The organism is Bradyrhizobium sp. BR14999, from assembly GCF_056106085.1.
This window is the reverse complement of record NZ_CM148536.1, coordinates 4,275,767-4,288,345: the sequence shown is the minus strand read 5'-3', so window position 1 is coordinate 4,288,345 and position 12,579 is coordinate 4,275,767. Positions and strand designations below refer to the sequence as shown.

General features: G+C 63.7%; 10 protein-coding genes and 1 pseudogene. 6 read left to right on the top strand and 5 right to left on the bottom strand.

Going from position 1 to position 12,579, the window contains the following annotated elements:
- Positions 1-8 precede the first annotated feature (8 nt).
- Positions 9-536: a cupin domain-containing protein gene (locus ACR9YP_RS19695; RefSeq protein ID WP_474220907.1), complete on the bottom strand. Its 528-nt coding sequence runs from the start codon at positions 534-536 to the stop codon at positions 9-11.
- A 221-nt stretch (positions 537-757) separates the two neighbouring features.
- Between ACR9YP_RS19695 and ACR9YP_RS19690 the strand changes: the two are divergent.
- A pseudogene (locus ACR9YP_RS19690) lies at positions 758-2,882 on the top strand (O-linked N-acetylglucosamine transferase, SPINDLY family protein).
- Positions 2,883-2,889: 7 nt separating this feature from the next.
- Here ACR9YP_RS19690 and ACR9YP_RS19685 read toward each other — a convergent pair.
- The gene (locus ACR9YP_RS19685; protein WP_091888885.1) at positions 2,890-3,177 is read right to left on the bottom strand and encodes an usg protein; all 288 of its coding nucleotides are present in this window, start codon (positions 3,175-3,177) and stop codon (positions 2,890-2,892) included.
- A gap of 381 nt (positions 3,178-3,558) precedes the next feature.
- On the opposite strand from ACR9YP_RS19685, the gene ACR9YP_RS19680 reads away from it, so the two are divergent.
- Positions 3,559-3,873, top strand: coding sequence for a co-chaperone GroES (locus ACR9YP_RS19680; protein WP_091888887.1), 315 nt, complete (start codon positions 3,559-3,561; stop codon positions 3,871-3,873).
- 45 nt (positions 3,874-3,918) lie between these two features.
- Positions 3,919-5,559: a chaperonin GroEL gene (gene groL / locus ACR9YP_RS19675; protein WP_235545309.1), complete on the top strand. Its 1,641-nt coding sequence runs from the start codon at positions 3,919-3,921 to the stop codon at positions 5,557-5,559.
- Positions 5,560-5,688: 129 nt separating this feature from the next.
- On the opposite strand, the gene lepB is transcribed toward groL, so the two are convergent.
- Both lepB and ACR9YP_RS19665 read right to left on the bottom strand, forming a co-directional pair.
- Positions 5,689-6,441: a signal peptidase I gene (gene lepB / locus ACR9YP_RS19670; protein WP_474220905.1), complete on the bottom strand. Its 753-nt coding sequence runs from the start codon at positions 6,439-6,441 to the stop codon at positions 5,689-5,691.
- Positions 6,442-6,619: 178 nt separating this feature from the next.
- Positions 6,620-7,453, bottom strand: a complete 834-nt coding sequence (locus ACR9YP_RS19665; RefSeq protein ID WP_474221089.1) for a LysR family transcriptional regulator — start codon at positions 7,451-7,453, stop codon at positions 6,620-6,622.
- Between the two features lie 129 nt (positions 7,454-7,582).
- Here ACR9YP_RS19665 and ACR9YP_RS19660 point away from each other — a divergent pair, with 129 nt between their 5' ends.
- Positions 7,583-8,176 (top strand): cysteine hydrolase family protein, encoded by a 594-nt coding sequence (locus ACR9YP_RS19660; protein WP_474220903.1) that lies wholly within the window; start codon positions 7,583-7,585, stop codon positions 8,174-8,176.
- 123 nt (positions 8,177-8,299) lie between these two features.
- Here the strand turns inward: ACR9YP_RS19660 and ACR9YP_RS19655 are convergent, their stop codons facing one another.
- Positions 8,300-9,391, bottom strand: a complete 1,092-nt coding sequence (locus ACR9YP_RS19655; protein WP_474220902.1) for a DUF2778 domain-containing protein — start codon at positions 9,389-9,391, stop codon at positions 8,300-8,302.
- Between the two features lie 677 nt (positions 9,392-10,068).
- Here ACR9YP_RS19655 and ACR9YP_RS19650 point away from each other — a divergent pair.
- Positions 10,069-10,593, top strand: coding sequence for a FecR domain-containing protein (locus ACR9YP_RS19650; RefSeq protein WP_474220900.1), 525 nt, complete (start codon positions 10,069-10,071; stop codon positions 10,591-10,593).
- Between the two features lie 80 nt (positions 10,594-10,673).
- Positions 10,674-12,563, top strand: coding sequence for a CHASE2 domain-containing protein (locus ACR9YP_RS19645; protein ID WP_474220899.1), 1,890 nt, complete (start codon positions 10,674-10,676; stop codon positions 12,561-12,563).
- The last annotated feature ends 16 nt before the right edge of the window (positions 12,564-12,579 follow it).

Sequence of the window (12,579 nt, the reverse complement as noted above, 5' to 3'; positions counted from 1 at the left end):
GATAGCGCCTACGCCTTCAACTCCACCGTCTTGAACTCCGCCGGCAGGATCACCTCGAGCAATTCGACGTCGTCCGAATAATCCAGAATCATGTGCTTGATCTTCGGCGGCTGGGTCCAGGCACTGCCTTCTTTCATCAAGGTCTCGCCCTGGCCATCCATGTAGGTCTTCACCCAGCCCTTGAGCACATAGACCATCTGGAAGTCGACGTCGTGGAAATGCAGCTTCGACACCTCGGCCGGATTGCAGGGGCCTTGCAGGCGGATCACATGCGCTTGCGCGAGGCCGTGGGTCGCCTCTGCGATGCCGAGGTCGCGGTATTTTGCGTAGGCGCGCAGGCCGTCGGCTTTGAAGTCTTCCTCCCGGTGATGGCTGATCGCGATGCGCTGCTTAGGACGTGCGAGCTTCTTGGGTGCGGCAGTGCGGGCCTTCGCCTTCACCGCCTTGCGTGCCGAGGATCGCGCCGCTGCCTTGGCGCCGCTCCGCTTCTTCACCGCGCTCTTCGTTGCGGGTCTTGATGCCTTTTGCTTGGCCATTGTCTGCCTCCCTGATCTGAGCCGCGCCCCGCCGGACGGGTACAACCCGAAAGGCAGATTATCCAGTCTTGGACGAGGCAGCAATTGCCGGGCTTAAGGCCAGTCACTCGACGACCCAATCGGTCGTAGCTTGTCCCAAGCTGTCGTGGCGAGCGGCTATCGTCTCGTATTCGTTCTCACGCTGAATTAGTCTCGCCGGGAGATTCTGGGGAAATTGATTCATGGGCAACAGCGTAGGTCAGCGTGCATTTCAAAATGCCCGGCTTCAGAAACGGCAAAAGGCCGAAGTGTTGCCATTGCTGGGGCACGCACTCCAGCTGCACAAGATGGGGCTTCTCCCCGAGGCCCAGACTGCCTATCGCCAACTCCTGCAGCTCGCACCCAATCAATTCATCGCGCTGCATATGCTCGGCACTTTGGAGTCTGATGCCAAAAACTACCAGCAAGCCGAAATTCTGCTAAGCCGAGCGGTTGCCGTGGATCCGCGATCTGCCGAGGCTCATATGAGCCTAGGCGTTGCGCGAAACGGGCTACGACGTCACGATGAGGCACGCGAGAGCTATCGAAAGGCCCTCGCCTTGCGACCCAACTACGCCCTGGCCCTGTCCAATCTCGGCAACGCGAGCGTGATCTAGTCGAGGAAGCGCTCGAGAGCTACGACAAGGCGCTCGCGATTAACGCCAACCTTGCCGAAGCCCACAACGGTCGGGGTTGGGCGCTCTGCCGTCAGCGCAACTATGACGAGGCCGTCGCAAGCCTGAACCGCGCGCTGTCGATCAAGCCTGACTATGCCTCAGCGCTCGCGAACCGCGCCATCGCGTTGCGAGAACTTCAGCGATTTTGATGAAGCCCTGGCAGACGGCGATCGGGCAATCGCGCTGGCACCCGACGACGCGAATGGGTGGCTCGCGCGGGCCGGTGTCCTGCTTCAGATCCAGCAAGTTGCCCAGGCATCGCACGATTGCGAGAAGGCCCTCGCGATCGCTCCCGATTCCATTCAAGCTTACTCGGTGCTCGGCCTTTGTCTCGCCGGGCTTGGCCGGGTCGAGGAAGCCCTCGCCAGCTTCGACAGAGCCCTTGACATCCAGCCTGACCTCCAGAGCGCGATTTCCAACAAGATATTCACGCTCGATTTTATGCCGGACGCCAGCGTTGAGCAGCATCAGCAAGCGCGGCGAGTATGGTGGGAGCGGATCGGCGCGAAAATCGCTTCAGAAGCGGCGGGACCGACATGACAATGGCCGCGATCTGGATCGCCGTCTGGTGCTTGGCTATGTCTCGTCGGATTTTAACGCGCATTCGGCCGCGTTCGTTTTCAAGCCAGTCCTGCAACACCATGACCGGGCGCAGTTCGAGATCGTGTGCTACTCTTGTTCGTCAAAGGTGGATGCGACGACCGGCGAATTTCAAGGGTTCGCCGATCGCTGGCGCGACGCCTCGCAATGGACCGACGATCGCCTCGCCGCTCAAATCCGCGCCGATGGCGTCGATATCCTGATCGATCTGTCCGGCCATACCAGAGGAAACCGGCTCGGCGTGTTCGCGCGCAAGCCGGCACCGATCCAGGTGCATGGTTGGGGCCACGGCACTGGCACGGGGCTGCCAACGATCGATTATTTGTTCTCGGACCCCGTCGCGATTCCTTTCGCGGTTCGGCATCTGTTTGCGGAGACCATTGTCGACCTGCCGTGCTTCGTGACGCTGGCACCACTGCCGGCCGGGATTGCTCGCGCGCCAATGCCGGCGCTCTCGAACGGCTTCGTCACATTCGGTGTCTTCAACCGCATCAGCAAGATTTCGGATGAGGCGGTGGAAGTCTGGTCCAGGATTCTCGAGCGGGTGCCGGGTTCGCGACTTCTGATCAAGGATGTTGCACGGGACGATCAACTGGTCCGCGACAATCTGCTGGCGCGGTTTGCGGCTTGCCGATTGCCGGCCGAACGCGTCGATCTGCTCGGAGCCACCTTGCGAAGCGAACATCTGGCATCGTTCAATCGCGTCGACATTGCGCTCGACACCTTCCCGCAGAATGGCGGCGTCAGCACATTGGAAGCCTTGCAGATGGGGGTGCCCGTGGTGGCGAAGCTCGGGACCAGTCTGCCCAGCCGTGCCGGCGGCGCCATCCTCACCGCGCTTGGCCTGCCGAACTGGGTCGCGGATGGCGATGAGGCCTATATCGAAATCGCAGCTGGCGGTGCGGCGCAGATCAGCGACCTCGACAAGCTGCGCCGCGAACTGCCCGGACAGATCGACGCTGCTGCCGCCGGCAATCCTGCCTCATACGCGCGAGCGGTGGACGACGCCTATCGCGCGATGTGGAAACGCTATTGCAGCGGCGGCGTCTGATCTCTCCTCAATGCAGCCGGAACACGCCATCTACGGCGCGCAGCTCGGCCGGCTTGATCAGCTTGGAATGCGCCACCGTCACCGAGAACAAGGGCCCGTCGAGCTTTTCCTGCCAGAAGGCGAGGAAATCCTTCAGTGCCGGAAATTTCGGAAACATGTCGTAGTTCTGCCAGACATACGTCTGGAGCAGCGAGGGATGATCCGGCATCCGGTAGAGAATTTGCGCCGTCGTCAGCCCGTAACCCAGCATCTGTTTCCGGAAATCCTCGGAAACGCCCCCACTCCGCAGTCCCATGCCAACCTCCTTTGCAGGAGCGCATTGAAGGGGGCGGCCTGGTCGGTGTGTACTTGACGAGCCACCCGGTACTGATGCGCTCACATGTGAGAAATGTGACGCAAACTGACAATTCATCTCAAGCCCAAAAGTTTAACAAGCTGTTGAAATTCAATGCGTTAGCAGCAGACACGACTCCGTGCTAATACGGGCCCGGCGCGCCGTTAACGATGGAAAAGAGATTCTGGCAGTCCGCGCTTCCGGGTGCTAATTTTTCTGCTAAAAGCCCTTGCCCCCGCAAAATTCCCGTCCTATTTCTGCCTCGCCCGTGCTAGCACTCGCGGGCAACGACTGCTAACCATCTAAAAATCCTCAACTCGTGCAATTGCTTAGGAGGACTGCATGAAATTCCGTCCGCTTCACGACCGCGTCGTGGTCAAGCGCATCGACGCAGAAGAGAAGACCGCTGGCGGCATCATCATTCCCGACACTGCCAAGGAAAAGCCCTCCCAGGGCGAAGTCATCGCCGTCGGCCCCGGTGGCCGCGACGAAGCCGGCAAGCTGATCCCGATCGACCTCAAGATCGGCGACCGCGTGCTGTTCGGCAAGTGGTCCGGCACCGAAGTCAAGATCGACGGCGAAGACCTGCTGATCATGAAGGAAAGCGACATCATGGGCGTCCTCGACGTCCCCGCTTCCAAGAAGAAGGCGGCCTAAGAGCCTCTCTTTCCCTCCAGTCAAACACCTCAAGGAAAATTCCAGATGGCAGCCAAAGAAGTCAAATTCTCGGTTGAAGCGCGCGACAAAATGCTACGCGGCGTCGACATCCTCGCCAATGCGGTGAAAGTCACCCTCGGCCCGAAGGGCCGCAACGTCGTGCTCGACAAGTCGTTCGGCGCTCCGCGCATCACCAAGGACGGCGTCACCGTCGCCAAGGAGATCGAGCTCGATGACAAGTTCGAGAACATGGGCGCCCAGATGGTGCGCGAAGTCGCCTCCAAGTCCGCTGACGCGGCCGGCGACGGCACCACCACCGCGACCGTGCTTGCGGCGGCAATCGTGAAGGAAGGCGCCAAGTCGGTGGCCGCCGGCATGAACCCGATGGACCTCAAGCGCGGTATCGACCTCGCGGTCGAGGCCGTGGTTGCGGACCTCCAGAAGAACTCCAAGAAGGTCACCTCGAACGACGAGATCGCCCAGGTCGGCACCATCTCCGCCAACGGCGACGCCGAGATCGGCAAGTTCCTCTCCGACGCCATGAAGAAGGTCGGCAACGAGGGTGTCATCACCGTCGAGGAAGCCAAGTCGCTCGAGACCGAGCTCGACGTCGTCGAGGGCATGCAGTTCGACCGCGGCTACATCTCGCCCTACTTCGTCACCAACGCCGACAAGATGCGCGTTGAGATGGACGACGCCTACATCCTCATTAACGAGAAGAAGCTCTCCTCGCTGAATGAGCTGCTGCCGCTGCTCGAGGCCGTGGTGCAGACTGGCAAGCCGCTGGTCATCGTCGCCGAGGACGTCGAAGGCGAAGCCCTCGCGACCCTGGTCGTGAACCGCCTGCGCGGCGGCCTGAAGGTCGCGGCCGTCAAGGCTCCGGGCTTCGGCGATCGCCGCAAGGCCATGCTGCAGGACATCGCGATCCTGACCGGCGGCCAGGCGATCTCGGAAGATCTCGGCATCAAGCTCGAGAACGTCACGCTCAACATGCTCGGTCGCGCCAAGAAGGTGATGATCGACAAGGAGAACACCACGATCGTCAACGGCGCCGGCAAGAAGGCCGACATCGAGGCGCGCGTGGCCCAGATCAAGGCGCAGATCGAGGAGACCACCTCGGACTACGACCGTGAGAAGCTCCAGGAGCGTCTGGCCAAGCTCGCCGGCGGCGTCGCGGTGATCCGCGTCGGCGGCGCGACCGAGGTCGAGGTGAAGGAGCGCAAGGATCGCGTTGATGACGCGATGCATGCGACCCGCGCGGCCGTGGAAGAAGGCATCGTCCCGGGCGGCGGCGTCGCCCTGCTCCGTGCTTCCGAGCAGCTCAAGGGCCTGCGCACCAAGAACGACGACCAGAAGACCGGCGTCGAGATCGTGCGCAAGGCTCTGTCGGCTCCCGCTCGCCAGATCGCGATCAACGCCGGTGAAGACGGCTCGGTGATCGTCGGCAAGATCCTGGAGAACAAGGCCTACAATTACGGCTTCGACTCCCAGACCGGCGAATATGCGGACCTCGTCAAGAAGGGCATCATCGACCCGACCAAGGTGGTCCGTACCGCGATCCAGAACGCAGCCTCGGTGGCCGCGCTCCTGATCACCACGGAAGCGATGGTCGCCGAACTGCCCAAGAAGGGCGGCGCCGGTCCGGCGATGCCCCCCGGTGGCGGCATGGGCGGCATGGACTTCTAAGGTCCGGCCACCTCAACGACTACGAAACCCCGGCAGCGATGCCGGGGTTTTTGTTTTTGGGGCAGAATCTCCCCACTCGTCATTCCGGGGCGCGCCCCTCTTGGGCGCGAGCCCGGAATGACGGGGGCCTCACTCCACCTTCCCCAACCGCTCCATGTGCGGCTCGCCGTCTTCGTCGAGCGACCAGAAGATCCGCGTCACCTTCCCGACGAGATTGTCCATCGGCACGAAACCGAATGTCGACATCATGCGGCTGTCGGTGGAATTGTCGCGGTTGTCGCCGAGCACGAAGAAGTGGCCCGGCGGCACTGTGAAGACGTTGGTATTGTCCAGGAAGCCGTTGTCGATGCAGTCATAGGTCACATAGGACGCCCCGCTCGGCAGCGTCTCGCGCCAGCGCCTGACCTTGACGCCGCCGTCCACACCGCAGGCTGTGCCGGCGAGGCCGTACTTGAGGGCGACGCGCGTCACCGGACGGTCGTTGAGGATGAGCTGGCCCTGCCGCATCTGGATGCGGTCGCCGGGCAGCCCGACCACACGCTTGACGTAGTCGACCGAGGTATCCTTCGGCGTCCGGAATACGACGATGTCCCCATACTCCGGCTCGGCGGCAAAGACACGGCCCGAGATCCAGGACTGCGCGAACGGGAAGGAATAGCGACCGTAGCCATAGGCATATTTTGCGGCAAAGACGTAGTCGCCGACCATCAGCGTCGGCGCCATCGAACCAGAAGGGATGTTGAACGGCTGATATAGGAAAAAGCGAAACAGGAACGGCGGCGACCACAGCACCGGGATCAGCAGAATCAAGATGACAATCGCCTTCCATTCCCGCGACTGCGCCGACGACCGCGGCCGGATCGTTTCCTGAAGAATGGTCATGCACCTGCCCTGATCAAGTCCGTAGTCGTCGCGAGATTACGCAACTTTTGCGCGCATGCAATCCCGGCTCCGCGATCTTGGTCGCACAGGCGCGGCCACGCGTTCATCGCAGGGCGACACAACGGATATGCGGGGGGCCGCCAATGAGCGGCCCCTTCGGGTTCACGCGCTCTCGGGGTTAACCCCGCGCAAGCTCGCTGAAACAGGCCCGCACCCAGTCGATCGTCACGCGCGTCGCGGCGTCGCGCTTGAGATGGTTTTGCACGAGTAGCCAGACGTCGCGCCGTTTCGGCAGCAGCGTGGCGCGCAGGCGGCGGTCGCCGAGCAAGTCGGTGCAGCTGTGCTCCGGCAGCACGCCCGAGGCCTGGTGCGAGTGGATCAGCGTGCGGATGACGCGGACATTGTCGGTGACGCAGCGCGGCCGGATTTTCTTCGTCCGCAGGAATTGCATCTCGGGAATGGTGCCGAGCTCGTCCGGATAGGCACACAGCATCGGCTCGCCTTCAGTCGCGACCGGTTCGAAATAGTAGATGCGGATGTCGCCGAGTTTGGAGATCGAGAAGTCTCCCTTGTCGGGCTTGCGCAGACGGATCGCGAGATCGGCTTCCCAGCGCGAGAATTTGACGTTCTCGCTCGAGGTCAGGAATTGCAGCGTCAGGCCGGGATTGGCGCGCAGGAAGTCGCTCGCGCGCGGCGCCAGCACCTCCTCGGCGACCGCATTGGTCGTGGCGATGCGCAGTCGTCCCACCGGGCCCGGCAGGCTCTCGCTGATGCGGCCGATCTCGGCGGCATGCACCGCCATGGCCTGGACGTGCGCCAGCACCGCCTCGCACTGACGGGTCGGCTTGCGGAGACCGTCCGCAGCCTCGAACAGGCGCAGGCCGAGCGCTCGCTCGATGCGCGACAGCCGGCGTCCGACCGTGGTCTCGTCGATGCGCAGCCGCGCGCTGGCGCCGGCATAGGTGCCCTCGTCCCTGACTGCGGCGATGATGCGAAGATCGTCCCAATTCATGGCTTCAAGCCTATATCGGCCGGCATTGACCTGCAATATCGCAGCCATCGGCTGCAATATCCCTGCATATCAGCAGGAACCCGACGAGCTATGCTAGGTCAACGTTCCGCCTTGGAGATTCTGAAGATCATGACGCCCGCAAAGACCCTGCTGCAGCTCGCCGGTGCCGACCTCACCCCGCCGCGTCTTGGCGACGCCGCGCTGGTGCTGATCGACATCCAGAATGAATATCTCGCAGGTCCCCTCGCCCTGCCCGATGCCAAGCCTGCGATTGCGCGGGCGGCCGGCCTGCTGGCACGGGCGCGTGAGCGCGGATCTGCGATCATCCATATCGCCCATCGCGGCAAATCCGGCGGCCTGTTCGATCGCTCCGCCGATCGCGGCGCCATCGTCGCCGAGCTCGCGCCGCGCGCGGACGAGCTCGTGATCGAGAAGGAGTTGCCGAACGCATTCGCCGGCACCGACTTGCAGGCGCAGCTCGCCGCGAGTGGACGCAAGAACATCGTGCTGGCCGGCTTCATGACGCACATGTGCGTCAGCTCCACCGCCCGTGCCGCGCTCGATCTCGGCTTTCGCACGACCATCGATGCCGATTCCTGCGCCACGCGTGATCTGCCCGACGGCCGCGGCGGCACGCTGGACGCCCGGACCATCCACGAGGTCGCGCTGGCCGAGCTGTCAGACCGCTTCGCGATCATCGCGCGCGGCGATGCGCTGGCGTGAGTGCCGGCTGAATCTGGACGTTCCTCCGAAAGGGGGCATTGAAGTCGGCCCAAAAGCGCGATGACGATTCATCCTCATCTCATCGCGCTTTAGACGGGCAGACATCGGCGGGCTTTGCCGACGTCATTCCACCCGCGCCAGCACCGCGAGCTTGCGGATACCCTTGTTGCGGTAGGCGTCGAGGAATGCGTAATAATCCTTGAACGACACACAGCCGTTGGAATCGCCGTTCGGCCCCAGCATGAAGGTGTGCGCCAGCAAGCCGTCGCGGCCGTAGATCGCACTCTCGCCGCCGACCGGGGTCAGGCGCAGCGCCGGCACCCCGTGGAACAGCGCCTCGCGCGGCTTCAGCGTGTAGATGTGCGGCGGCGTCACGCCGCGCATGCGGATTTTCGACGAGCGCGGGTCGTCGAGATTGGAGCCGAGGCCGGAATGCGCCTCGAGCTTGGTGCCATCGGGCAGATAGACCGTCTTGGCGGTGATGTCGTAGACCGCGGTGTCGCGTTCATAGGGCGGCGCGCCGCCAAGCATCGGGTTCTGCTCCTTCGGCGCGATGGACGCGGTAATGCTGGCATCGGCCGAGGCATAGGCGAGCAGCCCGCCGGACGGCTCACGCTTGCCCCAGAGTTTTTCGATCATCGACTGGCGCGGACCGGTGATCGACATCACCGCGGCCTTGGCGCGATCGGCGAAGGATTTTGGCTTTGCCTCGGGCGCCGGCACGATCTCGGCCGGATCGGCCGAGGCCAGCTGCACGCCTGCGTCAGCGCGCTTGGCCTTGCCGGCGTCCCCGGATTTGGCAGGCGCTTGCGGCTTCTGCACCTCCGCGACCTTCGCGATCATGCTCGGCTTCGCGGTATCCTTGGTGTCCTTGGCCTCGGCAACCCTGGTTGCGGGCGCGGCAGGCGCGGCGCTGGCCGCGTTCGAGGCCACACCTTGGGTCGCAGCCGCGGCAAAGCGCTCATTGAACATCTCGCGCGAGATCGGCGCGGCCACCTGCAACCGGTCGGGCAAGAGCGCGAAGGCTTCCTTGACCGCCTCACCCGCCTCGCGCAGCGCGACCTTGGGCGCACGCTTGATCACCGGCTCGTCGTAGCCGCTGTTACCGACGGTTGGATAGACGCTGGCGCCGAGGATGTCGGTGTAGATGGTCCAGCCGGCGCCGATCACGACGCAGCCGATCGCCGCGGCGCCAAGCCAATTGTGGGTGGTCATTTTCCGGGAAGATTTCCGCGAATAATTCTTCGAGAATTTCTTGGACTTCCGTGCCGCGTTACTCTGCGCAGCGATACTCGTACTCATTCGCCTTGCGTCCAGGACGGTGTCACTCAGTCCCCCTTCGAAGCGCCGCTGGTCACGATCCGGGAACAGCATCTCGCAGAGGGTCGGAGCGTCATTAAGGCGACTTTTAGTTAAATGCGGATTAAGTTCAGGCGGATGTGGGGCAACTCGTTAATGCTGTCCCATTTCGAGAAAAAAGCCCGCAGAACTACGGACTTAGGCGAGATTATTAACTATAATTCTCGGCCGGATCGGTGCGGTCAGCGACCCTCCTCGGCCGCCTTTCTAAACGCATCCAACCAAGTCATTTTCGTGGTCTTCAATACTGCCTCACGGTAGCGGCGGAGCATTGCGCGAGGCTGGTGGACGCCGCTTCCAGCAGCCCTGCCCCGAGCCGGCTGACCGCGGCAACAACTCACGCGCATCTCACACCGCGGAGAAGCGCTCATGCGGCACCGGCGCCGTGACTGAAAGTTGATCGCGCCGGTCTGGCAATCGTCGCCACGAGAAAATAGCTCCCACCTCGGCACTTTTCAGCAGCCTCTGCGGGTGATACGGTGGCGTATCAACATCGCCTTGAACTGTGCCGAGCACGCGAAACGGAGGCTGGCATGAGAGGCTTTTCGCGCGCCGGGTTTTACGCCCTGGCGTGGTCATTATCGTTGATTGGGTTTGCAAGTGCACAGCCTGCGACCAATGCGGGCTGCACGGCATCACCGTCGGTCGCGGGCACGCAAGTCTGGCGCTGCGACAACGGCATCACGATCATTGCCGAAAACGGCGCCAGATTTGAACTAAAGGACGCCAACCGCGACGGACATATAGACTCCGTGGAGTTGAGCAGCAAAGCCCTGCTGATCGAGGTGCCCAAGAAGCCCGGCGGCAATCCCTTCAAGGTGCTGACGCCGCAGGCGATCGCCGCGGTGCGGGGCACGAAATGGGCGGTCGATGTTGCTGACACCAAGACCTCCGTGTTCGTCGCCGACGGCCGTGTCGGCGTGAGCCGCAGGGCCCGTGGACGCGGTGTCGTGCTCGGACCGGGTGAAGGCGTCGATGTCGAGCCAACCGGCCCGTTGACCGTCAAGACATGGGGCCAGCCGCGCGTCGACGCGCTGATGGCGAGGCTTGGACAATAAGGCTGAGTCAAGACAATAAGGCTGGGTCAACAACGCTCGGCCAATGAGATTTGGACAACAGAAGATTGCAAACCGACCGCATGCGTAGCCGACGCGTTCAGATCGTGGTGGCGCTCGTCCTCACAGCGCTGTGGGGCGCGGTCGTCTATGGCGCGCACGCCAACGGCCATCTGCGCTTTCTCGACCGCCTCGAGGCGACGGTGACGGATTGGCGGACCCAGGTTCGCGGCGTGCAGCGTCCGCCTGATCTCGTCACCATCGTCGCGATCGACGATACCGTGGTGAAGCGCGGCGGCAGCTATCCGCTGCCGCGTGCCGATCTCGCGCGTGTCGTCGACACCATCGTGCAATTCAAGCCGAAGGTCGTCGCGATCGACTTGCTGCTGGTCGACCGCAGCGCCGCGATCGGAGATGCGACGCTGGCAAATACACTTGCCACCGGTCCCATGGTGCTCGCCGCCGCGGCGATCTTCCCGTCCGCCAGCGAGACCGTGGCGCCGAGCAGCGAAGGTCCCCTCGCCGTCCTGCCGCAGGCCGAGCGCTTCCTGCTACCGCTGCCTGCATTCGCCGACCATGCCGAGGTCGGCGTCGTCAACGTCGCGACGGGACAGTCGGGCTCGCCGCTCTCGGTGCCGATGCTGTTCCGGACGGCCGACAAGGTCGAGCTGTCGTTTCCCTTGCGCGTGGCGGCCCGCGCGCTGGACAAGCCACTGACGATCGCGCCGGATCATCTCAGGCTCGGCGACCGCACGGTGCCGACCGACAGCGACTTCGCACTGCCGATAACCTATTACGGCCCGCGCCGCACCATCCGCACCGTGAGCGCGCAGAGCATCTTCGACGGCACGCTCAGCCGCGCGGCGATCGAAAACCGGATCGTCGTGATCGGCGCCGCGGTCGCGGGCGGTGGCGACTTCTACCCGACACCGTTCGACTCGCTGATGCCGGGTGTCGAGGTGGTCTCGACCGCAATCACCCATCTCGTCGCCGGCGATAGCATCGTGCGCGACCGCAGGGTCCATATCGCCGACGCACTCGCCGCGATGCTCTTGCCGATGCTGCTGGTCGGCCTGCTCGCCTGGCGGCGCAGTGCGCCCGGCATCGTGGCGGCGGCCGCGGTGATGATCGCCTGGGCCGGGCTCAACGTGTTCGCGTTCACGCATGGGGTCTGGCTGAACGCCGCGACCACGCTCGCGGCCACGGTGCCGCCGGTTGCGGTCTTTGCCGGCGTGCAGTTGTGGGCGGGAGGCCGCCGTACACAGTATCTCGCCGCCAAGAGCAGGTCGCTGGCGCAATTCCAGGCGCCGGCCGTGCAGGACTGGCTGGCACGTGATCCGAATTTCCTGTCCAAGCCCGTCCGCCAGGACGCAGCCGTGGTCTTCATCGATCTCTCCGGCTTCACGGCGCTGAGCGAACGGACCGATCCAGACGCGCTCCAGGACATGCTGAAGGCGTTTCACGCGCTAGTGGACAAGACCGCAGTCGATTGCGGCGGCTTGATCACCGGCTTTCTCGGCGACGGCGCCATGATCCTGTTCGGCCTGCCGCGCGCCATGCCCGATGACGCGGCGCGCGCGCTGAAATGCGCGATCGACTTGCATCGCGGCGTCGAGCACTGGATCGCTTCGCTGCCGCCAGCGATCGGAGATCAGCTCGGCTTCAAGATCGGCGCGCATTTCGGCGAGATCGTCGCCTCCCGCCTCGGCGAAAGCCACCAGCACATCACGGCGACCGGCGACACCGTCAACGTCGCGAGCCGGCTGATGGAGATCGCCGCCCAGCACGACGCGCGGCTCGCGCTGAGCGATACGCTGCTGAATACCGCCGACTTCCACGGCGCTCCCGACGGCGTCCTGTCGGGCCCCCTGCTCACCCAGGTCCGCGGCCGCTCCGGCGTCGTGACCGTCTGGTTCTGGCGGGACCGGGATGGGCCGAGGCAGGCTGTGGCTGAGGCCGAGGTGATGGATTGAATACTTCGCCGTCGTC